Below are 22,592 nucleotides of genomic sequence, written 5' to 3' on the forward strand. Positions count from 1 at the left end.
AATTTTTCCAAAGAAGGTCCCAATGATATTCCTCCTCCCGTTCAGGCCGATGATGTTGATAAAATAGACCGGGGTTGATTTTTACTTGGAGTAGGACTTTCTTAAAGTGCGGCTTTGAAAAATCGCCCAAGGCGCATCAGATCCTGTGCCGTCTTTTCGTTCCAGTCCACGGCATAGTTGAGCCGAATACAATTCTTAAACTGATCGTGCTGTGTAAACATCCTCCCCGGAGCAAAACTCAACTTTTGCCTTAGGGCATAATCGTAGAGCAGGGTTGAGTCTATTTTAGGGTCCATCTCCAGCCAAAGCACAAACCCACCCTCAGGCTGTGACATTTTTGTGTTTTCTGGAAAATGGGCCTCAATGCTGTTTCTGAAATTGATATAGTTGCTGTACAGTTTTTTTCTGAAGCTATTGAGGTGATGGTCGTACCTGCCGATCTGTAAGAATTTGGAAACCGCCTCTTGATAAATTGCAGGCTGCGAAATCGTCTGTATGAGTTTTTGTTTTAGGATCTTATCCTTGTATTGTCCGGGCTCAACCCATCCGAGCCGAAAACTTGGCGCCAATACTTTGGTAAATGATCCACACCACATCACCAGTCCCTCTTCATCAAAATATTTGCATGGCTTGGGCCGTGACGAACCGAAATAGATGTTTCCATACAGGTCGTCTTCAATCAATGGAATATGGTGGTGTGCGAGCAGTTTGACCAGTTCCTTTTTATGCTCCTCGGGCATCAGCGCGCCCAGTGGATTGCTAAAATTGGTAACGAAGCAACAGACATCAATTTTATGAATAACTTTTTTCAGGGCTTCCAATTCAATTCCCGTAATAGGGTGGGTCGGAATCTCGATGGTTTTGAGACCCAGTAATTGAAAGGCCTGAATAAAACCAAAATAAAGGGGGCTTTCCACCGCGATGGTGTCACCGGGCTTAGTGACAGCCCGAAGGCAGCTGTAGATTGCATTCATGGCTCCCGAGGTGATAATAAGATCCTCATCACTTATTTTTCCTTCAAGTACCAATGACCATTTGGCAATTTCTTTCCGCAAGCTTGGACTTCCCTGTACCTGTCCGTATTGATCACCGTAATCATGCAGTTCATGAACCGACTCTATAATGCATCGATTGAGTTTCTGAATCGGAAGTAATGATGCACTGGGTAAACCCAGTGAAAAGCGTGTAATTTCTTTGTCTTCCAGGGAGTGAAAAACTTTATCGATCAATGCTGCAGGATCTTGTTTCTTTTCGTCTATTTTAAACGTGGAAATAGACGGAATAGCCATCCGACGAAGCCCCGACCGGCTAACGAAATAGCCTGATTTTGGTCTCGATTCAATGAGAGATCTACTCTCTAATTCCATATAGGCGCTTTTTGCTGTATTTAAACTTACATTGTATAGCTTCTGAGCGCTCCGGACAGAGGGCAAACGATCTCCATAGACCAAAGAGCCATTTTTGATCTGGCTCTCAACAATATTGGCTATTTTCTTATATAACAGTTGCTGCTCCATGCTTATGCTAATTTACTGTTTCTGTTTTGATTTAACCAGTCGTTATATCGGTGAATTCCTTTTCTGAGCAATTCTTCCGAACCAAATAGGTCAATCAACTGGTGCTCGAAGAAGGATTGTGCTTTTTCCGTGAATACTTTGGAGAGCGTGTCCGAAATAGGAGCTTCGTAGGTAATTTCGATCGATAACAGATTTTTTTTGCAGATTGTTACGGACGAAAAAGCTGTTAATTGATTACATTGATCGAGTGCCATAAAAGGCATGCCTATCGAGTCTGTATCCAGTTGTTTTTTGTTGAGTATTTCTTTGATAAGCGCTAAATCAGAAAGATCCACTTGTCTGATCAGATACGGTTGATTTGCAGTTGTCGCCATAAGAATAAATCTTTTTGCTAATTTAAGAAGGGTACAGGATGCTGTTTAGGTACAGAATGTTGTTAAAATAAGGGTACAGAAAAAAATAAGATGACCATGAGTTTTTTTAATTTCCATTTGAGATCTTTACACTAGGAAAAGGATATCTCTGGATCCATAAATTATGAACTCGTATGCATAGCTTGTTTCCGTTATTTATCGCGATGATCGCTATCATCGTATTGATCGAAATGTGGGCCACCAAACTACGGATAGCCTATCCCATTCTCTTGGTTCTGGCGGGGCTATTGATCAGTTTTATTCCCACTTTGCCCGTAGTGACAATTGATCCGGATGTCATCTTCCTCATTTTTCTACCACCACTGCTCTGTGAGGCCTCTTGGTCTATTTCGTTTAAGGAGATGAAGAAATGGTGGCGCATTATCGGGAGTTTTGCCTTCTTGGTTGTATTCTTTACCGCACTTTCCGTTGCCGTAGTTGCCAATTATTATATACCGGGGTTTACATTAGCGCTGGGTTTTCTGCTGGGGGGCATAGTATCACCGCCGGATGCCGTCAGTACGGGGGCGATTATGAAATTTGTAAAAGTTCCCAAAGCCACTTCTGCTATCTTGGAAGGCGAAAGTCTATTAAATGATGCTTCTTCCTTGATCATTGTCCGTTTTGCCCTTATTGCCGTTGGGACAGGGCAATTTGTATGGGGACAAGCTGCGGTATCCTTTATCTGGATGCTTGTCGGTGGTGTGGGTATTGGCCTGTTATTGGGTTGGTTCTTTATACAGGCACACAAACGTCTACCGACCGATGCACCGTCGGACATTGCACTTACCTTGATTGAACCCTACTTTATGTATTGGATTGCAGAGCAATTCCATAGTTCAGGTGTGTTGGCTGTTGTTGCCGGTGGCCTTTTGATGTCCGGTCAGCGGCTGACATTTCTCAATAGTACGAGCCGGGTGCGGGGGCTGAGTGTCTGGGAGAGTTTTGTATTTATCCTGAACGGTATCGTATTTTTTATTATTGGATTAGATCTTCCGGAGATTGTTGCGGGTTTGCGGTCCAATGGAACGTCGCTGTTAGAAGCCATCGGGTACGGTCTTTTGGTAACGGGAGTATTGATCCTTGCTCGTATTATCAGCTCGTATGCAGCCATGATTGCTACCCTTATTTTTCGCCCGGGTGTGGCGCCAAGATCGAGATCTACCAAACAGCGTTTTCTAATGCCTCTTTTGTTGGGCTGGACCGGCATGCGTGGTGTGGTGTCATTGGCAGCAGCATTATCCATTCCTGTCGTTATGAATGGTGTGGATATTCCGCAGCGAAACCTGATCTTATTCATCACCTTTGTCGTGATCTTATCCACGCTCTTGATACAAGGGCTTACTTTACCCTACTTAATCAAAAGGACTAGACTATTTGAAACTTTTGGAGAAGAGCCCGAAGAGCAGGTCCGTAGTCGCATGAAGCAAGGGTTGAAACATCATGTTTACCAATTTCTAAAAGATAAACATGAGAAAGAGCTGCACAATCGTGATGTTATGGACCGCATTTTGAAACATTGGGAGGAAAAGGTGAATGCGGCCGATGATTCGTGGATGAATGAAAAAACGAAAGTGATATTTATGGAGCTTTTGGATGTACAAAGGGAGTATCTTCAGAAGCTAAACTGCGAGTCGACCATTGACGAGGGGATTGTTCGTTCGCAGTTATATCAACTGGACTTGGAAGAAGAGCGGTTGCGGCGGATTTAGTCATAGAATTTTATAAATGCCTCAGGGCAATAATGTATTTTTAACTAAAGGTTCCAATGAGGAGCCATGCTGAAATATGAAGGTAATTATAACAGGAGCCACCGGAATGGTTGGCGAAGGCGTTTTGCTGGAATGTCTACAAAATGAAAAGGTAACAGCCGTGCTGAGCATTTCCCGCCGGACTGCTGCCATTCAGCATCCAAAATTAAAGGAACTTTTGGTCGAAGACTTTACTAAACTTTCGCTATTTAGAGATGCGATTGCGGGCTATGATGCCTGCTTTTACTGTGCTGGCGTGAGTTCTGTGGGAATGAAAGAAGACAAGTACCGTTATATTACTTATGATACAACACTAGCTTTTGCAAAGTCCCTGCTGGAAATCAATTCGGAGATCAGTTTTATTTATGTTTCCGGAGGAAGCACCGATAGTACGGAGCAAGGCAAAGTGATGTGGGCTAGGGTTAAGGGTAAAACAGAGAATGATCTTGCCAAATTACCGTTCAAAAAGGAGTATAACTTTAGACCGGGGGCAATGACGACTGTTGCAGGGCAAAAGCATGCCAATCCCTTTGCTTTTGTGGCCAAAATCATTAAGTTTTTTGCCCCTTCGGCAGTACTATCCTTGCATGAGGTCGGAAGGGCAATGATACATGCAGTGGAAAGCGATGGTGTTAAGAATATATTGGAGGTTAAAGATATTCGCGCTTTGGCTTAAAGCGTGCGGGATGTTATGGCTATGCCCATTGCCAGTTTAGTTCTTCCCGATAGTCTATTTGAAGGCGCTGGCAAAGTTGCTACAGGAAAACGTTGAATTCAGTGATTTCTGATAGTTGATTTTTTGGAAAAAATAATTGGTCAGCCATTTTTAATTTTATAAAAAAGCCGAGGACGTTTCCGTTATATATAAATTGGCTGAATGAACAAATCTATTTGTCGTGTAATAGTTGTTTCTGCGTAATTTTCTAACGACTGGTTAATCTCCATTTTGTTAAATATTTGTATAATAACCGGAATAATTCCGATTATTTGCAAATTATTTGACATAATTATAGTTGGGACTACTAGTTTGTAATATGCTTTCTATTCAACTTGTGCAAGCAGCTGCTGAACTGAAATCTTTTAAAAATAAATTTCCATTTCGCTGTTACACTTTCGATAAATGTTTGGCGGGATTCTTAAAGACTTCAACTGATGGATTTTTTGTGGATTCAATCGCATTTAAAGCAATATTATATTTTATAAAAAAGTCTTATAAAATTTCAATTCACCAAAAGTAATGCTTTTTGGTGAATATACTCACTAAAAAGCATTACTTTTGGTGAATATAAAATGGGTTATGATAGAGCGATTAATCAAAAATAATTTGGAGCAAGCACTTTTTAAAGGAAAAACTATCCTATTAATTGGTCCGCGGCAAGTAGGTAAAACTACACTGATCAAAGATATACTCTCTGGTGGCGATTATTTGTTTTTGGATGGAGATGATCTCTTGATAAGGACTTATCTAAACAACCCTAATACAAAGGAGATTGAAACAATTATTGGTCAAGCTAAAGTGGTATTTATTGATGAAGCACAGCGCATCGAAAATATTGGTTTAACGGCAAAAATTATACACGACCAATTTAAAGATGTACAACTTATTCTAAGCGGATCCTCTGCTCTTGAGCTGAAAACGCATACACATGAGCCATTGACAGGACGTAAGAGAGAAGAGTTCAATCTATTTCCAATTTCCTATGCCGAATATGAGAATAATACTGGCTTTCTCAATGCTGAAGGCGATTTGGAAACTAGATTGGTTTATGGATTTTACCCAGAATCGATAACTAGTCGCGGTGAAGAGCGGGAAGTCCTCAATGAGATTTCTCAAAGTTATTTATATCGGGATATTTTAGCCTTGGCGAATATCAAAAAGCCAGAAGTTCTAGAAAAGATTCTTCAGGCTTTAGCTTTTCAAATCGGATCTGAAGTAAGTTATAATGAAATTGCCCAGCTGACAGGAGTTGATAAAAACACCGTGTCTAATTATATCCATCTCTTGGAAATTTCTTACATTATATTTCCCCTGACATCGTTTAGCCGAAACCTGCGTAATGAAATAAAGACAAATCGAAAGATATATTTTTATGACAACGGAATCCGCAATGCTGTGATACAAAACTTTAATCCAATTGAATTAAGAGATGATGTGGGTGCCCTTTGGGAGAACTTTTTGATTTCAGAACGCTTAAAACATAACAGTTATAGCCGGCGTTTTATTAATAAGTACTTTTGGCGCACTAAACAGCAGCAAGAAATTGATTACGTAGAAGAAGCGGATGGTAAAATAACTGGCTACGAATTTAAATGGAATCCTAAGGCGAAAGCAAAAATACCATCAAATTTTGTAGAAGCCTATAGTGCAGATGTTCAGGTAATCTCAAAGGATAATTTTAGAGCGTTTATTGGTCTTTGATAGCATTTGAATCATGGTGCTCAGGCTTCTGTTTTTAATAATCTCTTTTATTCAACTTGTTCGAGCAGCTGTTGGCTGGAAATTTTCTCAAAATAGATTTCCATCTCATTGTTACATTTTTCGATAAACGTTTTGGTGAGTTCCTGCAATCTTAGGATGGTTAGCGGATTCGCTTGGTAATTTGCATTGTACCTAAATTGCTGTTGTGCTTCCGTAATGTTTTTAAAGGCTTGAAGATGATCCTCATGATCTAGGCAAAATGTTGCGTAGGCATCAGGGACTATCAATTTGCAGAGTGTCATTAGAAAAGTCAGGTTGACACGTTGCGGTTTGTATTGGAGTGCCGTATTAATGACGCCGAGACAAACCTGCTCCAACGCTTGCGATAGCATATAATATGTGGCCTCGATGCTTATTGACGACCAGTCTTCCTCGTAGGGTAAATATAATGTGCGCGCATTATTATAGCGCGTCTTCCACTGTTGATGTACATATTCAAGATCGAGCTGTGGGGCAACGATGCTTTCCAGATCGATATTTGCTATTGATGAGTTCTGAAACCAGATGTCACCGGCTTTCAGGAGTGAAAGAAAAAAGGGATGACCCTTTGAAAGCTGTTTGCTTAAAGTGGTGGAGTTTTCAAGGGCGAGCGTAAGCGATACATTGTTGGGGAGCAAATCCGTTATGAGCTGCGTTAGATTATTGATCTCGGCGCTAAAAATATCATAAGCGACAAAAATATAATAGTTATGCGTGATGCAATCAATTTTTGCCCTTCGGAGCGCATTCTGATAGTGGTGATGATCAGAATCATAGCCGAAACATACTACCAGCGCAGGCGTGCAATAGCGCTCTATAGCGTTTAAAATGAGGTCTCGATAATTGGCGTTACAATAGTTTTGTTTGTATATTTCATTGTTATTTTTGCAATTTTCAACTTCGTTGTTAGTAACTGGCACTGGGTTAAGTTTTGACTTGATTTCTTCGAATAAAAGATTGGAATAATCGTAGATCCAGTTTAATGTATTGATAGCAATTTGATAGGCTGTTTCTAATACATCTTCATCGATAAAATAGTCAAAGTGATATCGATAGTCAATGTAAGCTTTGTTGATTTTTTCCAACGCTTGTTTGTTTTCCATGTTATCTGCTAATGTGCCGAGGCGATCGTCGAAAGCTTTGAGATAGTTTATATGGTTTTTTAGCGAATGGGACTTTTTATCTTCAACGACGAGGATATTTTCTGCTGTTCGAAATGCAAGTTCTAACGCTTGATGTAGCATGAATGCCGCGTGTGCATAATTTTTATGTTCGAAATAGAAATTGTAGCCATCTATAAAAGATCGAATTTTGCCCTTTTCCTTATCGATATATGTCCGTGTTTTTTCGATGACTTCGTCACTTTTATTGTTTGGTAAGACAAGGGGGATGTCTTGCACAGGATTCTGATAAATGCGGTTTTCAGGTTGACAAATAAGATAGGCTCGGCCTAAACCTTGATTTATTTTTTGTTGTATTTCGTGGGTGAAGTTCACATTGATATACACATTGGGATAGGAACCAACAGTTTTGTTTATCAGACTGTTTGCATCGGAAAATCGAATTCCGGCATTTGACGTGAGATTGACCTGTAACATATGATACTTTTTACCATCGTGGTCAAAAGTCCATTGGTAGATTTCATCGACAGCAACGGCACGAAGGATTGCCTCGATAATAGGGTTAATATCGGTGTTCATAATTAATTGGTTTGGTGTTGTGGTTATTTATCTATTTTTCCTTCATTTAGATGTATGGTTTTCAAAACAATTGGGAGATCTGAGAGTGTTTCTTGAAGAGGTATGAGATCTTCTGAATAACTTAAAAAAGTGCAACTAAAACTTGGGTCCAAGTAGGAAAAGAGAAGTTCGTCTATAGCGGTATACCAGTCTCTGTGACTTTGGTAGCTAAACATTTTCGTTAAAAAATCGGGAGGATATACTCCTAGATGATAATTACATGAGCAGTCAATCTCGTTGCTATGGTTCGGAAGAACATATTTTTTATTCTTTCTTCTTAATCCGGATTTGTTAAATATCAGCCAAGCAAGATCGATCGCTTTACCGAGTTCTAGATAAGCATGCGTTGAGTTAAAATCCTTACAGCGGATCTCTTTACATAAACACATGTTGATAAAATGCAAGAAATTTTTACTGCAATTTTTTTTATCCTCTGAAAAGTTTTTGAGGGTCAACAAGTGATTATTGAATTGGCCTTTACGGAGGTATCTAAATTCTCTCCATGTTATTTTTCTGCTTTTCTTTTTCATCTTCTTAGGTTATTTGATTATCAATGTTTTTTTTGATTGAGTTATTTATACTACACCAGGGAGGCGCAGTTGAACTGAAACTTTCTGAGTACCTTCGTGGACGCACAAACTAGGTCTTTATTAAGCGCTGTTTTAAGCAATATTCAACGAGCCTAATGCCATTTATTAATTCCCCTCGTAATTACTCATGCATAGTTTATTTTTCAGCTGTATTCATGAATTCGTTGCATTTTGGTTGAATGAATTATGCGGATTTCATTGATCTTTGGTGCTTTAAAAGCGTTAGTTTATTGTTTCTAAGTTGCTATTTCGCTTACGGGGATTTCTGATATGTCTGAGTTTTGGCTGTCTTCAATATCATTGCTGTTTTCCTGCACTTCTTTTTGAGCATATTTTTTATCAATACTTTCTTCTATGATTTGCCGTAATTTAGTTTTCTCTTTGGTAGACTGATGAGGTTCATCATTTATAGCTTTTACATAGCATGGAACATTTAAGGATATTCCTTCATCTTCATAGATATAATGTAGGGCGAATGCGAGTCGCATCAGCAATTCTCGTATGGCCATAATTTGATCGCCAAAATATTCGTAGTTACCTGAGTCGGATACCGTTAGATAGTGCATGATATCATCCATTGTTTCATACCATTTTTGAAGAGATTGGTATGAGAAAAACTTACTGATGGTGTCAGAAGGATCTATATGTCCGTTGGTCGTATATTCCAGTTTAAATAGATAATTGTGGTAGTCTTCTTTTGTCGAAAAGAAATTCAATGGCGTTTCTTGTATAGAGAGTTGACATTGATGAAAAATTACAAAAGCCACTTCAATCTGTTTGATCATTTTTTTGCAATGATATCCGTTTTCAGCAAAATTGTGATCTGCCATTTCGGGGACAGTTGCTGCGTTGACAAAAAGCTGAATATGATTCACCCAGTAAATAATATTTGTTTCATAGCGATAGAAATCCCTGATATAGATCATTGGATTTTTGACTATATCCTTGCTTAAATAGCGAAAATGTTTCGCTTTTAGTTTCTTTTGCGTATTTTTCATCAGATTATATGTTTTAAAGTTGATGAAACTGCTGCTTGGGCTCATAATGATCTGTGCACTGATCTATAGCCCTGTTGGTTTCATTTGTTAGTTTTTGGTGAATGATGTGTTTATAATTATCAATAGTTAAGCTAATTTAAACACTAATTTTCGGTTAAACAAATTTTATATTGATAATTATTGATTATGAGTTCTTTTTTAACGAGAATTAAAGTTATTGCAGATAGAGAAGGATTGAGCGTAACAGCCTTTGAAACTGCCGTTGGAGCCAGTAGAGGCGTATTTACACGTGCCTTAACCAACAATACAGATGTACAGGCGAAATGGTTAATTAGTATTGTTGAAAAATATCCTGCATATTCTTCCGAATGGTTGTTAAAAGGCGAAGGCGAGATGCTAAAGCCTATTCTTGCGCAGGAAGAGGAGCGGGAAGGCTATCTGACAAATGAAATTGAAGGCGTTACTAATGCCGTTGTCAATTCACTAAGACAGGTTATATCGTCACAAAATATCACAATAAAATCTCAAGAGAAGACAATTATTTCGTTGGAGCGATTATTGTCGATTCAAGAGCAGGAAATAAAATCGTTAAGAAATAAATAAACAGCCAACATTTAAAAAAAAGCTATAGGTGAATGTAAAGGAACGAGTGCTGCTGATCGCTGAAACCAAAGGGATCAGCAAAACCGAATTTTTCAAAGATGTGCAACTTTCCTATGCAAACTTTAAGGGAGGGCAGAAAAATACTGCACTCAGTTCAGATGCTATGGTGGCTATACTGTCCAAACATCCTGACATTAGCCCAGCCTGGTTGCTCATGGGTGAAGGGACTATGATGCGAAAGGATGAGAAGGGGGCACTCAGTGCTCTACCTGCCGAAACAGCTCATGTCACTGCCGAAGGTCTTGGTATTTATAAACAGCTGGTTAATGCCTTAGAGCAAACGGTCAAGGCACAGGAAAAAACAATCCTCTCATTGGAAGGTCAGGTAAGTTTATTACAGCGCAAATAGCCACATTGCGTAGTTTAGAAACCAAACAATCTCCTGCCCAAAAAAATACCTGATTCCGGTGATTTCATTGGCCTCCTTTTTGTATTAATTTCGTTATTGCAACTGTGCGTGTTTGACCGGTAGCCAGGAAAAGTTTCTGTTGCATTTATTGATGTCTCGTTCCCTGCTGTTGATCGCAATGGAGCGACCACTGGTCATGTATTCAAAGAATTAATTTTATGCCAAAAAAAGGATTACTCATACTCTGCTTTTTTGTTAGTTGGTTTGTGCATCACGCAGTAGGACAGCCAGCGGGTCAACGGCCACTTTATACCTCAACATGGGGGCACCTTTTCAGTGAAGCAGGAAATAATAAAGACCTTCTGGGGGTGTTTCCGACGGAGGCACCTGTTTACCTGCTAGATTCCACCAATACACAGTATAAGGTGCAGGTGAGTAATGGGGATATCGGCTATATTGACCGTCAGCCCCTCAAAAGTGCCATGTTCGGAAAAAGATCTGCCGGCGAGCCAAAGCAATATTTCTATCGTGGAACAACAGATGCCCAATGCCCACATTTCTATGTACAGGTCTCGCAATTGCGCGTGCGTAAGGCTCCCAATACCACAAGTACCGCTGTGCGTAGGGCGGGGCTCAATGAAATGGTATGTATCGATTATGTGCCGCTCTACACAGATGGATGGGTCTACATCGGAGACCACTTCCATGAAAATCCGGAGTACATTCAGATGAAATTTTTGGGTGCTGAGTTAAGCTATGACAAGGTCCTTAAAGAATATTTGGCTGTCAAAGGGAAGGACCAGGAGGAAGAACTGATACAGGCAGGCCGTCTACGTGAAATCGGCTGGACGAAGTATTCCAAGTTAAAACAGGCGCTTACCTATTGGAAGGAATCTTACGACAAAGCGGGAAAAGTGGACCCCAAGGTTGATATCGATTTTGAACTGTTAATGGCCGATAAATTTCAACATGAGTTCCAGTCCGAAGTGTACGCAAAGAAACTGAAGGCCTTAAACTTCCATTTCGAATGGAAAGGAGTGTCTTTATTTGATGGTAAAATCACAGATGGACAAATGAAGCAACTGGCGCTGCAGCGGGTTACCGAAATCCCCGATATGCCCGAATGTGGCTGGGAGCCGCGGTATTATTATAAAACACCGAATATGATCGTTGCCTTTGAAGAAAATTATAAAGGCAAAGTGGTCGGAACCTTGTATAAGCTATTTTTTAGTGCGGGTGAAGCTATTGTGTTGGGGGACCAGCGGATGGATGCCAATTATGCGGAAAGAGACTTTGTAAACCACTTTGGTGAACTGCTTTCGGCAGACTGGATTTCAACGCCACATACTTTCTATATTCAAAATGGCGATGCAGGATTATTTATTTTCAGATTTGTTGATGGAAAACTGGCCGGCTATGAGTGTATGTATTATTGTTGATATTCGGAAATAGCGTCGGGGTCACGTAAAGACCTCCAAGTGTCTGAAAATGTCCCTCGTTTGTGTCTTTAGTAGGGGTTTTATTAACCATGAGGAACAGGGATGCTCAAAAAAGTAAGGCCCTTTGAAAGGAGATTAAAATTCCGCTTTCAAAGGGCCTTTGTATGTTATTGAAAACTTAAATTACACTATTTGCATTTCAAAGAGTTGGGCAATATGGCCTTTAAGTTTCCCTTTCACGTCTTCCATATCAACTTCTTTGCCAAGCTCCCGTTTTAAAGACGTTACATCCTTATCGTCGATGCCGCAAGGAATGATGTTGCCGAAATAATCAAGATCTGTATTGACATTGAATGCGAAGCCATGCATGGTCACCCAGCGTGAAGCACGCACGCCCATTGCACAGATCTTGCGTGCAGTTGGTTTATCCGGTTCTATCCATACTCCCGTAAACCCGGGATATCTCCCTGCTTCGATACCATAATCCGCACAGGTCAATATGATAGCTTCTTCCAGTGTACGCAGATACAGATGGATATCCGTAAAGAAGTTGTCGAGATCCAGTATCGGATAACCGACAATCTGTCCCGGACCATGATAGGTAATGTCGCCACCACGGTTGATCTTGTAGAATTTGGCCTCTTTCTCTTCCAGTCCTTTCTCATCTAGGAGCAGGTATTCCTCGTGCCCGCTTTTCCCTAAGGTGTAAACATGGGGATGTGCTGTAAAGATCAAGTAATTTGGGGTATTTGCTGCTGTTGCATTGACTCTATTGTCATGTTTGATGTCCAATACGCCCTTAAAGATGGATTCTTGTCTGTCCCAGGCTTCCTGATAATCGACAAGGCCCCAATCTTGAAACTGCACCTCTTTGTTCATTTCGTATTTTATTAAGCTGTGAACAGGTATAAGGCCCGTTCACAGCATTGTTTGTCAAAATTAATACAATAAGTTATTGTAAGGGTAGCGTTCATTGTGCATTTTCACAATAATATCGTAAAGTTTTTGTTTGAACTCTTCGATATTCGTTTTATTCGTTGCTGATAGAAAGATTGCTGGATCAGAATTTTTTGCCATCCAGGAATTACGAAAATCATCCAACGTGACCTCGATTTCCTCACCATCGTGTCCTTCTTCGACGGCCGGTTTATAAAGGTCAATTTTGTTGAACACTGTAATCACCGGTTTGTCAAGTGCTTTAAGATCCTTCAATGTTTCGTTTACCGCCTGGATATGATCTTCAAAATTCGGATGCGAGATGTCGACCACATGGATCAGGACATCGGCTTCCCGAACTTCATCCAATGTGGATTTGAAACATTCCACCAAATGGTGCGGTAGTTTGCGGATAAAACCAACGGTATCTGAAAGCAAAAAAGGAAGGTTGTCGATCACAACTTTACGTACCGTCGTATCCAATGTTGCGAAAAGTTTATTCTCGATCAGTACATCAGACTTGGAGATCATATTCATGATCGTTGATTTTCCGACATTGGTGTAACCTACCAAAGCTACACGGATCATCTCGCCACGGTTTTTTCGTTGTGTCTCGTTTTGCTTGTCGATTGCTTTTAGGCGTTCTTTGAACAGGGAAATCTTGTCCAGGATGATCCGTCTATCGGTCTCGATCTGTGACTCACCCGGACCACGCATACCAATACCCCCGCGCTGACGTTCCAAGTGGGTCCACATACGGGTCAGACGTGGTAATAGATATTGCAGCTGTGCCAATTCCACCTGTGTCTTTGCCTGTGCAGTTTTGGCATGTCGGGCAAAGATGTCCAGGATAAGGTTGGAGCGGTCCAATATCTTGCGTTTCAATTCTTTCTCAATATTACGCAGCTGCGAAGGTGAAAGCTCATCGTCGAAAACAACGATGTCAATTTCCTCCGCTTCAACGTATGCTTTTATTTCTTCCAGCTTTCCACTGCCGACAAATGTAGCGCGATCTGGGAAGCCCAGTTTCTGTGTAAACATGCCTTTGGTCTCGCCACCGGCAGTCTGTACCAAAAATTCAAGTTCCTCCAAATATTCCTTTGCTTTTGTCTCCGTCACACTTGGCGTGATCACACTCACCAAGACGGCTGTTTCGGGTTTTATTGCTGTATCGTGTATTTTAATTCTGGCCATTTTGTACTATTAAGTCTTTCAAGTGAAGTAGGGAGGTCATTAAGCTTTGCAATGTATGCTATTGCCTACCTCTTGTTATACGTTCACTTTTTAAATTATTTTCAATGAGCTCGCAAGCCCGGTTTTTGTTTGAAAAGGTAAATTTAAGAATTTATGCGTTTGTACACCACACAAGACTGATGCCGATTATGACATAATTCTCCATTAACCAATAAATTTCCTGTGATTTGCTTACCAGGGCAACTCAAAATATGTAAGCGTTCGGTCGCCATCTTTTGCCTAGTAAAAGAAGGGATATTTTTCTATATCATGTTCATAATGATGCAAAAGTAAATAAATTTGGTTTTATATACAAAAAAGATAAAATGTCTTCAAGCGCTCATTAACAACACTTCGTATCCTATTTATGTTGAAGATCGGCCTTTAGATTCCAATGCGCTCTGTTTATTCACTTAAACACGTTATCGATTTATTTGCTGGCCCCGTTTTTTGTTGCGAAAATGACATGCGGTTAAGAAATCTTATCCCAGGCAATGCCATCGGATTTTCTTGCCAGAAAGCTTCGCAGCAACTGATTCTTTTCACTTTGTAGTGTTGGGTCTTCTTTGAAGATAGCAATGACGGTGTTACGGCATTCGGTAAGCAATGCCTGATCTGTCGCTAGGTTCGCCATCTTGAGGTCAAGTACACCCGACTGTTGGGTACCCGATATATCGCCCGGACCACGTAGCTGTAGGTCGACTTCCGCAATCTCAAACCCGTCATTGGTACGCACCATTGTATCCAGCCTTAATCGTCCTTCTTTGCTCAGCTTATTGCCCGACATCAGGATACAGAAAGACTGTTCGGCACCACGGCCTACGCGGCCACGCAATTGGTGCAGCTGGGATAATCCAAAACGTTCGGAATTTTCAATGACCATGACCGAGGCATTGGGAACATTAACTCCAACCTCGATAACGGTGGTGGCAACCATAATCTGCGTTTCATGTTTGACAAATCGTTGCATCTCAAAGTCTTTATCTTTTACGGGCATCTTGCCGTGAACAATACTGATCTTGTATTGTGGTAGTGGAAATTCGCGTTGCAAGTTCTCAAGGCCAGCTTCCAGGTAAATCAGATCCAGTTTTTCGCTTTCCTTGATGAGGGGATATACCACATAGACCTGTCTGCCCTTGGCGATCTCCTCACGCATAAAACCAAACATCCGTAAACGGGAGCTTTCAAAAAAGTGAACAGTCTTAATCGGTTTACGACCAGCAGGTAATTCGTCAATTACAGAGATGTCCAAGTCGCCATACATGGTCATGGCCAATGTGCGTGGAATTGGTGTCGCTGTCATGACCAACATATGCGGTGGAATGACATTCTTGCGCCAGAGTTTGGCCCGTTGTTCCACGCCAAAACGGTGCTGTTCGTCAATAACAACGAAGCCCAGGTTTTTGAACTGCACCTTATCCTCGATCAGGGCATGGGTGCCAATTAAAATATCTAAGCTGCCATCTTCCAGTGCCTGGTGGATCAAACGGCGTTCCTTCGTGCTTGTGGAGCCTGTAAGTAGCTTGATATTGACAATGTCATCGCCAACGAGCTGCTTGAGTCCATGATAATGTTGTGTCGCCAGGATTTCTGTTGGCGCCATCATACAGGCCTGAAATCCATTGTCGACAGCGAGCAGCATACTCATGAGGGCAACAACTGTTTTCCCGGATCCGACATCGCCCTGCACCAGACGGTTCATCTGCGCGCCGGTATTGGTGTCTATGCGGATTTCCTTCACAACGCGCTTCTGTGCGCCTGTCAACGGGAACGGAAGGCGCTCTTTAAAGAATGTGTTGAATTTTTCACCGACTTTATTGAAGCGCTGGCCTCTAAACTTCTGGGTATTGAGCTGTTTGTTGTTGAGCAGCTTGAGCTGTATAAAGAATAGCTCTTCAAATTTGATACGTTTGATGGCTTGATTAAGCTCCTTTTGATCGCTCGGAAAGTGTATAGAGGCGAGAGCCTGCTGCCGCGAAATGAGGCCATGTTTAGTGAGAACTTCCTGAGGAAGCGATTCGTCAATACTACGGAATACGGTTTCCAAAGCAGTCTGTTGTAAGCGTTGGATTCCTTTGGTATCCAGATTGAACTTTTTGAGTTTTTCTGTTGATGAATAAACCGGCTGTAAACTCATATTGCCGATCTGTTTTACCTGCGGATTATATAGATCCATTTCGGGATGGGTAATGGATAACTGGCCATTGAATTCGGTTGGCTTGCCATAAATAATATAGGCGGAACCCACTTTCAATGATTTTTGAAGCCATGGAATGGACTGAAACCAGACAAGCTCCATGGAGCCGGTTTCATCTTTGAAAGAACCGACAAGACGTTTCGTTCTTTTCTCGCCCACGAGCTGTAAAGAAACCAGACGGCCCAGGACCTGTGCAGCCATCATATCGGGATGAAGTTTCCGGATTTTATGAAACTCCGTACGGTCGATATAACGGAAAGGATATTGTGTCAATAGATCACCAATGGTAAACACCTGTAGCTCTTTTTTGAGTACATCTGCTTTTTGTGGACCTACACCTTTGAGGTATTCTATGGGGGTAATTAAACTTAATTCAGCCATTCTTCTTGAATGGCTAAATTACGAAAATTTATGCGTTTATGGAGCTGTTTCTTGGGCTCGAGTAACTATTTTGAAGCAGGTTCTTCATATTTAATGTCTGCTTTTCCTTCTTTACAGATCACGCTCAATGGTTTGCGATAAGGGGCACAATTTATTCTGGGCGCCATCATAGGCTGGTATATTTCCATCAGCCGGTTGTTGTCGTTGATCATATTTTGCAAGGTTGTTTTATCAACGGATTTGTGGTAGGGAAGATAACTTGTCCCACATACTGTCCGTATTTCTATTATTTCCCATTCTGTAGCATCACTGCATGCTTTTGGGCCAGCAAAGGCAACGATTTTGCTGTACTTCTCATTGGAAAGTGACTCAAGTTCCTTCTCTGTTTTGTCCTTGTAAGGATTTTCTAAATGTGATTCTGATTTACAGACAACAAATAACATGGAACATGCTAAGAGGGTGGTCATACCCAAAATGGAAAGATTTTTCATAATATTCTTCTTGGTTTTTTTAATCGAACGGGTAATTCTTCGTCTCTGCTACAGAAGATGAATATTAAGTTTTTGTTAAGAGAAATTCGATTTTTTAAATCTATTGCAGATGATTTCTGCTGTATTGTAGGTTTGAAACAACAATATGCTGGCAAAAATGTAGTTTTAAAACAACATAATTTAGTTGACTTTATAATATAGAAACAACAATCTGGAAAGTTTGATTAATTTTCAAGATATCTTAAAAAAGGGGGCAATCCATAACTGGATTGCCCCCTTTTTGAGATTTATTTCGGCTAATCTCTTGATTAGAAATTACCTTTATTTACGTCCCACCAAAGTCTGGTACCGCCTTTGTCAGGTCCACCCAACAAGGAGATTGCAGATTGTACTTCAGCTGCATTTGTATTGTATTCATTTTGTGGGAACGGTAAACGGCGGATCTGTATTTTAGTATCGATCAGTCCACCGCTATTGTTGACAACAACTGGGAATAGACGTGGATATCCTGTACGGCGGAATTCACTCCAAGCCTCTTGTCCTTCAGGGAAGATCGCCAACCATTTTTGTGTGATAATACGTTCCAATTTTTCTTCGTTGGTAGCGCCCTCATTCCATTTGATTGTAAGAGCACTTGGTGATTCTGCATTATTCTTCGCATTGAACGGATCCTCGTAAGCTGCTGCCTTACTTGTATTATCATTTAGGTAAGTGCTTAAACCAGAAGTTACACCCCATTGCGTAAAGGAAGTTTCCACTCCTTTTTCATAAAGTGATTGCGCTGTTCCGCCTGCATTGTTCCAACCTCTCAATGCCGCTTCGGCACGTAGGAAGTAAACCTCAGCAGCAGTCATTAATATCGGTGCTGTTGTCGCTACGAAAGTAGGCGTTGTACCTTCGGTATTCAAAGCGGATAGTTTTTGGTATTTATCCTTTTCGATACCATCAGCACCCGTACGGATTCCAATGTATTTACCGGCGAAAGCTGTTGTGGTTGCATCTTTAATGACAGGTGCCATGTATTTGGAGATACGCGGGTCATTCAGTCCTGTCATATAAGACGAAAGCGTCGCATTGATACGGGTATCGGCCCAGTTTTTGGAAATAAACCAAAGTGGATTGCTGTAGGTTCCATCTGCAGGTACAGTGATCTTGAAGTTTTCGCTATTGCTTTCCAAGACACCACCATTTGCCGGATCCAATGCTTTCTCAGCCTGTGTTTTCGCTAACGTCGCATCGATTTTGACCAAACGCATCGCTAAACGAAGGCGCAATGAATTGGCAATTTTCAACCAATTTTTAAATCTGACCTGATTATCTGTATTCGGAAATACAAGATCGATCTGGTCAATTTTAGCAGCCATTGGACTATCTGCTTTGTACGATTTCAATGCGGTTACAGCCTCATCAAGCTCTTTGAAGAAAGCAGCATATACATCGGATTGTTTGTCGTATGGAACGGTGTTGGAGGTGCCGACTTTACTATATGGAATAGGGCCATAAATATCTGTCACCCGACTGGCCGCTTCTACTTTGATCACCAAAGCCGAGCCCCATAGTGCGGGATAGGTTTCTGCAAGCCCATTGCTTTTTAGCTTTTCAATAGATTTAATGACATTCAGATAGAGTACTTTAAATGGTTCTCCATTCCATCCGTTTACCATGGCGTAATTCAGGTTGTTCTGTCCACTATTAAACGGAGTAGGAGACATGAAGAAACCTGAAAATACATCCGCGTTTAGATTCTGCTGTACCTGATAAGAGTTCGGATCCCCTGCGCCTGAGAAATTGTAAATAGACATCTGTGCATTTCGTAAAAAAATCACAAGATCTTGACCATCACCTTTTAAATCCTCATCCGTAACGCCAATGTTACTTTTATTATAGTCCTCAAAATTCTTGGTACAGCTACTTAAGGTGCCGCCAAGCATTAAAAAAGCGAGTGAGAACTTGGATATGTTTTTTATGTTAAATTTCATCTTTTAATCGTTTGTATTTTAAGACTATATAAAATATCCTTGTCATTTTTGCCGATATGTGGCTTTTTTAGACGTGGATACTTCATTGTCGTTCGTTTAGAAAGTTGCATTTAGTGTAAGACCGTAGTTACGTGTTGCCGGCATCATAAAGATATCCACCCCACTTAAGGAATTACCTGTAGACATGGTTACTTCAGGATCGAAAGGAGCCTTTTTCGAGATATAGAATAGGTTTCTTCCTACAGCATTTACGCGAAGTTTTTTGAAGAAACTGTCTTTAATATTGAAGTCATAACCGAAAGTCAATTCACGCAACCGCACCACCGTTCCGTCGTAAATATATTGACTGCTAACAGGGCCCATACCAGCTGTGGAAGTGTACCATTTTTCTGCATCGACTGTTGTTACGGCTTTACCGCTTGGTGTAACCCCATTGATACTAACGCCGCCATTGGCACGAGCGTCGCCACTGACTTTTGAAACACCGTAACCATCAAGCAATGCTTGTGTCACCGACATGACCTGATAATCAAATTTACCATCGATCAGGAAGCTTAAGTTGAAATTTTTATAATTGAAACTGTTGTTCCAGCCCATTTGCCAGATCGGGTTGGAATTCCCAAGTTTGGTAAATGTATTATTCTTTTGTGGAATACCATCTTCAGAAATGATAATTCTTCCCTGACCATCACGTACAAAATCCTGACCATAGATATCGCCGAATGAACCACCGACTTTCAGTTTGGAAGCAAAGTTATTGCGGCTTTCACCTGTTAGCGTGAATTCAGTGATCTCGTCTGCAAGTTTTACGATTTTGTTTTTATTGTACGTAAAGTTGACACTGGTCGTCCATTTGAAATCATCATTTTTGATCGCATCCAACGATACCAATGCTTCTACCCCTTGATTCTGAATGTCTCCGGCATTAACCGCATACATGTTGTTGAGGGATGCATTTCCAGCTGCAATTTTGAAAAATTGATTGGTGGTGTTTGTTTTGTAATAAGTAACGTCAACATTCAAACGGTTATTCCACATACGCCATTCTGTACCAATCTCCAAGGAAGCTGTTTTCTCTGGCTTTAATTCTTTCAAGAAAGCAATATCATTTACCGTTAATACCGCATAAGGGTCTACCCGGTTGGTAAGCAATGTGGTGTAAGGCGGAAGGTCGTTTCCGACTTTTGCGTAGGAACCGCGGATTTTGGCCATATTGACAAATTCGGGTAGATTGAGCTTGTCATTTAGTACAATACCCAGACCTACAGAAGGGTAGAAGAAAGACGGTGTACCGGTATAGGCAAGGGTACTTGACCAGTCATTTCTAGCTGTTAAGTCCAGATAAACCCAGTTATCGTACGCTAAGTTAGCCGATGCGAATAGCGACTGTAGCTGTCTCCGGTTTGCGGATAATGTAGACGTAACAGGCGTTGTGGTATTTTGGATAAAGAACTGATTTGGAATTTTCAGCCCATTTTTACCGCTGTTAAAATCAGTACCTTCTGTTTTCCAATCGGTGATACTTGTACCAACCAATCCTGTGATCTGTAGCTTATCACCAATATTAAAGTTCATATTGGCGATCAAATCACCATATTGTTGCGTAATGGTCGTGTTGGTATAGCTATAAGCACCGTTTTCGCGTGCTAAGATGTGTTGCGTGCCGGCATAAGCTTTTCTATCCCATACCTCGCTGGTGCGGTCGACACTACCACGGGCCTGTACGCTGATCCAAGGTGCGATTTTATATTTCGCACTACCGTTTAATAACAGGCGATTGCGTGTAGACCGGGTTGAGTTACGGTTCATAATCCACCAGGGATTCTGTTGCGTAGTTTCGTCGTCCGAAAGTGTAAACCAGTTTTGGTCGTAAAGATTACGGCCTGTGTTAAACGTTTCGTAGTTTTTATAATCCGCGATATTTAAGCTTCGAGGTAATAAGTAGGTTCCAACTAATGGACTGTAATAAAAACCCGAAGTCGGTGCATTATCCAATTTTTGCGTAATGTAATTAGCACTTCCTTCAACGGTCAACTTATTATCAAAGAATGAAGCACTTTCTTTGAGATTGAAGTTGTGACGCATCAGGTCATTTTCTGGAAGAACACCTTTCGCAAGGGTATTGGCATAAGAGAAGTACGTTTGATTTTTTTCGTTACCTCCGGATAGTGTCAATGAATTGGTAAAGTTGCTACCTGTACGGAAAAATTCCCCTACATTATCATAGTTGGCACCATTGGTTTTATCGCCCCAGCTAAATACACTGGTATTACTGTTTTTACCGCCTGAACCTTGACCGTATTGGTTTTGGAATTCAGGTGTCGAGACAGCCTGTTCTATTTGTGCACTTGATGAGAAGTTGATCGTTGTGCGGCCTTGCTTGCCTGATTTTGTTGTAATCAGGATAACGCCATTGGCGGCCTGGCTACCGTATAATGCGGCTGCGGAAGCGCCCTTTAATACAGAGATGTTTTCTATATCCTCTGGATTGATCAATGAAATCGGGTCTCCACCATCGCGCTGTCCACCGAATACATCGTCTGGCTGGTTTGCTAAAGTCTGGTTGTTGATCGGAACCCCATCGACAACATAAAGGACTTGGTTATTACCGGAAGCCGATTTGTTGCCGCGCAAAATAACTTTTGCTGAACCACCTGGTCCAGAAGAGCTGGAAGCAATGTTAACACCTGCAACTTTACCGTTTAAATTATTCGCCAAGTTGGTGCTTTTAACTTTGTTTAATTCGTCACCACTGACCTGTTGCGTAGAGTATGTTAATGATTTTTGTGCACGGCTAATACCCAAAGCAGTAACGACCACACTTTCCAGTTGCTGTGTCTGTTCGTCCAGACTTACCGTCACTGTCGTTTCGCCGGGACCAAGTGTTACCGTTTTGTTTTCGTAACCGACTGTACTGATGTTCAGTATGCGATTCTTGTCATCCACATTGATCTGAAATGCGCCTTTGATATCCGTAGAACTTGCATTGGAAGTACCTAATACTTTGATTGTGGCACCTGGAATAGGAGCTTTGGTTTTTGCGTCTATAACCGTTCCTTTTACCTGGTTGGTTTGCGCGTGCAATAAAGATGCTGAAAAAAGCATTGTTGGAACAATACCTAACACCCTTAATGTAGAGTATAATTTGTTATTCATATAGTATATGTGTTATATTCAGTTTTTTATATACATATTTTCATAACGGTGAAATTTTTAATGAAATGGGCTAATTCCATTTAGCATTTTGGTTAGAAGAGAAGATATTGAATAATCGGGGGGCAAAATAAGTGATTATTTGTAATAGTGTATATGCTATTCAATACCTAAGTTATAGGAAGAAAGAGCGGTGTGATTTCCCTTAATAAAGATCTAATTTACTATAGTTGAGCAAAAATCAAAAATTTTATGAAACAAAAATGATACATATAATGCGATTTTAATAGTTAATGTATTGATAT

17 protein-coding genes are annotated in these 22,592 nt (G+C 40.9%); 6 read left to right on the forward strand and 11 right to left on the reverse strand.

Annotated features, from left to right (window positions below; genetic code table 11):
- Positions 1–101: 101 nt before the first annotated feature.
- Positions 102–1,517 (reverse strand): PLP-dependent aminotransferase family protein, encoded by a 1,416-nt coding sequence (locus tag AACH28_RS17440; RefSeq protein ID WP_341831103.1) that lies wholly within the window; start codon positions 1,515–1,517, stop codon positions 102–104.
- 2 nt (positions 1,518–1,519) lie between these two features.
- Complete coding sequence (locus tag AACH28_RS17445; RefSeq protein ID WP_201667071.1) at positions 1,520–1,891, reverse strand: hypothetical protein; 372 nt, start codon at positions 1,889–1,891, stop codon at positions 1,520–1,522.
- 173 nt (positions 1,892–2,064) lie between these two features.
- Here AACH28_RS17445 and AACH28_RS17450 point away from each other — a divergent pair, with 173 nt between their 5' ends.
- The 3 genes from AACH28_RS17450 to AACH28_RS17460 all read left to right on the forward strand — a co-directional run bounded on the left by AACH28_RS17450 (position 2,065) and on the right by AACH28_RS17460 (position 6,100).
- A complete protein-coding gene (locus AACH28_RS17450; protein ID WP_341831104.1) occupies positions 2,065–3,642 on the forward strand; it encodes a Na+/H+ antiporter in 1,578 nt (525 codons plus the stop codon).
- 76 nt (positions 3,643–3,718) lie between these two features.
- Positions 3,719–4,357, forward strand: a complete 639-nt coding sequence (locus AACH28_RS17455) for an NAD-dependent epimerase/dehydratase family protein (protein WP_341831105.1) — start codon at positions 3,719–3,721, stop codon at positions 4,355–4,357.
- Positions 4,358–4,960: 603 nt separating this feature from the next.
- The gene (locus tag AACH28_RS17460; protein WP_341833128.1) at positions 4,961–6,100 is read left to right on the forward strand and encodes an ATP-binding protein; all 1,140 of its coding nucleotides are present in this window, start codon (positions 4,961–4,963) and stop codon (positions 6,098–6,100) included.
- A gap of 47 nt (positions 6,101–6,147) precedes the next feature.
- On the opposite strand, the gene AACH28_RS17465 is transcribed toward AACH28_RS17460, so the two are convergent.
- The 3 genes from AACH28_RS17465 to AACH28_RS17475 form a co-directional block, all read right to left on the reverse strand.
- On the reverse strand, positions 6,148–7,839 hold the full coding sequence (locus tag AACH28_RS17465; RefSeq protein WP_341831106.1) for a HEPN domain-containing protein: 1,692 nt from the start codon (positions 7,837–7,839) through the stop codon (positions 6,148–6,150).
- A 23-nt stretch (positions 7,840–7,862) separates the two neighbouring features.
- A complete protein-coding gene (locus AACH28_RS17470) occupies positions 7,863–8,408 on the reverse strand; it encodes a hypothetical protein (protein WP_341831107.1) in 546 nt (181 codons plus the stop codon).
- A gap of 296 nt (positions 8,409–8,704) precedes the next feature.
- Positions 8,705–9,466 carry a hypothetical protein gene (locus tag AACH28_RS17475; RefSeq protein ID WP_341831108.1) on the reverse strand — a complete coding sequence of 254 codons (762 nt, stop codon included), beginning with the start codon at positions 9,464–9,466 and terminating at the stop codon, positions 8,705–8,707.
- A gap of 186 nt (positions 9,467–9,652) precedes the next feature.
- On the opposite strand from AACH28_RS17475, the gene AACH28_RS17480 reads away from it, so the two are divergent.
- The 3 genes from AACH28_RS17480 to AACH28_RS17490 all read left to right on the forward strand — a co-directional run bounded on the left by AACH28_RS17480 (position 9,653) and on the right by AACH28_RS17490 (position 11,917).
- Positions 9,653–10,069: a hypothetical protein gene (locus tag AACH28_RS17480; protein ID WP_201667078.1), complete on the forward strand. Its 417-nt coding sequence runs from the start codon at positions 9,653–9,655 to the stop codon at positions 10,067–10,069.
- 28 nt (positions 10,070–10,097) lie between these two features.
- Entirely contained in the window at positions 10,098–10,478 is a 381-nt protein-coding gene (locus AACH28_RS17485; protein WP_070561333.1) for a hypothetical protein, read from the forward strand.
- 218 nt (positions 10,479–10,696) lie between these two features.
- On the forward strand, positions 10,697–11,917 hold the full coding sequence (locus AACH28_RS17490; protein WP_341831109.1) for a hypothetical protein: 1,221 nt from the start codon (positions 10,697–10,699) through the stop codon (positions 11,915–11,917).
- A 183-nt stretch (positions 11,918–12,100) separates the two neighbouring features.
- Here the strand turns inward: AACH28_RS17490 and lipB are convergent, their stop codons facing one another.
- The 6 genes from lipB to AACH28_RS17520 all read right to left on the reverse strand — a co-directional run bounded on the left by lipB (position 12,101) and on the right by AACH28_RS17520 (position 22,290).
- Entirely contained in the window at positions 12,101–12,796 is a 696-nt protein-coding gene (gene lipB, locus AACH28_RS17495; protein ID WP_070561330.1) for a lipoyl(octanoyl) transferase LipB, read from the reverse strand.
- A gap of 60 nt (positions 12,797–12,856) precedes the next feature.
- Positions 12,857–14,047 (reverse strand): GTPase HflX, encoded by a 1,191-nt coding sequence (gene hflX / locus AACH28_RS17500; RefSeq protein ID WP_046672676.1) that lies wholly within the window; start codon positions 14,045–14,047, stop codon positions 12,857–12,859.
- Between the two features lie 511 nt (positions 14,048–14,558).
- Entirely contained in the window at positions 14,559–16,664 is a 2,106-nt protein-coding gene (gene recG, locus AACH28_RS17505; protein WP_341831110.1) for an ATP-dependent DNA helicase RecG, read from the reverse strand.
- Between the two features lie 65 nt (positions 16,665–16,729).
- Positions 16,730–17,155 (reverse strand): hypothetical protein, encoded by a 426-nt coding sequence (locus AACH28_RS17510; RefSeq protein ID WP_341831111.1) that lies wholly within the window; start codon positions 17,153–17,155, stop codon positions 16,730–16,732.
- Positions 17,156–17,463: 308 nt separating this feature from the next.
- Positions 17,464–19,134: a RagB/SusD family nutrient uptake outer membrane protein gene (locus AACH28_RS17515; RefSeq protein ID WP_341831112.1), complete on the reverse strand. Its 1,671-nt coding sequence runs from the start codon at positions 19,132–19,134 to the stop codon at positions 17,464–17,466.
- Between the two features lie 96 nt (positions 19,135–19,230).
- Entirely contained in the window at positions 19,231–22,290 is a 3,060-nt protein-coding gene (locus AACH28_RS17520) for a SusC/RagA family TonB-linked outer membrane protein (RefSeq protein ID WP_341831113.1), read from the reverse strand.
- Positions 22,291–22,592 lie beyond the last annotated feature (302 nt).

Source organism: Sphingobacterium thalpophilum, from assembly GCF_038396785.1.
Lineage (GTDB): Bacteria > Bacteroidota > Bacteroidia > Sphingobacteriales > Sphingobacteriaceae > Sphingobacterium > Sphingobacterium thalpophilum_A.

Coding starts and splice junctions, on each gene's coding strand:
- AACH28_RS17440 (WP_341831103.1), bottom strand. CDS start 1,517: ATGGAGCAGCAACTGTTATATAAGAAAATAGCCAATATTGTTGAGAGC.
- AACH28_RS17445 (WP_201667071.1), bottom strand. CDS start 1,891: ATGGCGACAACTGCAAATCAACCGTATCTGATCAGACAAGTGGATCTT.
- AACH28_RS17450 (WP_341831104.1), top strand. CDS start 2,065: ATGCATAGCTTGTTTCCGTTATTTATCGCGATGATCGCTATCATCGTA.
- AACH28_RS17455 (WP_341831105.1), top strand. CDS start 3,719: ATGAAGGTAATTATAACAGGAGCCACCGGAATGGTTGGCGAAGGCGTT.
- AACH28_RS17465 (WP_341831106.1), bottom strand. CDS start 7,839: ATGAACACCGATATTAACCCTATTATCGAGGCAATCCTTCGTGCCGTT.
- AACH28_RS17470 (WP_341831107.1), bottom strand. CDS start 8,408: ATGAAAAAGAAAAGCAGAAAAATAACATGGAGAGAATTTAGATACCTC.
- AACH28_RS17475 (WP_341831108.1), bottom strand. CDS start 9,466: ATGAAAAATACGCAAAAGAAACTAAAAGCGAAACATTTTCGCTATTTA.
- AACH28_RS17480 (WP_201667078.1), top strand. CDS start 9,653: ATGAGTTCTTTTTTAACGAGAATTAAAGTTATTGCAGATAGAGAAGGA.
- AACH28_RS17490 (WP_341831109.1), top strand. CDS start 10,697: ATGCCAAAAAAAGGATTACTCATACTCTGCTTTTTTGTTAGTTGGTTT.
- lipB (WP_070561330.1), bottom strand. CDS start 12,796: ATGAACAAAGAGGTGCAGTTTCAAGATTGGGGCCTTGTCGATTATCAG.
- hflX (WP_046672676.1), bottom strand. CDS start 14,047: ATGGCCAGAATTAAAATACACGATACAGCAATAAAACCCGAAACAGCC.
- recG (WP_341831110.1), bottom strand. CDS start 16,664: ATGGCTGAATTAAGTTTAATTACCCCCATAGAATACCTCAAAGGTGTA.
- AACH28_RS17510 (WP_341831111.1), bottom strand. CDS start 17,155: ATGAAAAATCTTTCCATTTTGGGTATGACCACCCTCTTAGCATGTTCC.
- AACH28_RS17515 (WP_341831112.1), bottom strand. CDS start 19,134: ATGAAATTTAACATAAAAAACATATCCAAGTTCTCACTCGCTTTTTTA.
- AACH28_RS17520 (WP_341831113.1), bottom strand. CDS start 22,290: ATGAATAACAAATTATACTCTACATTAAGGGTGTTAGGTATTGTTCCA.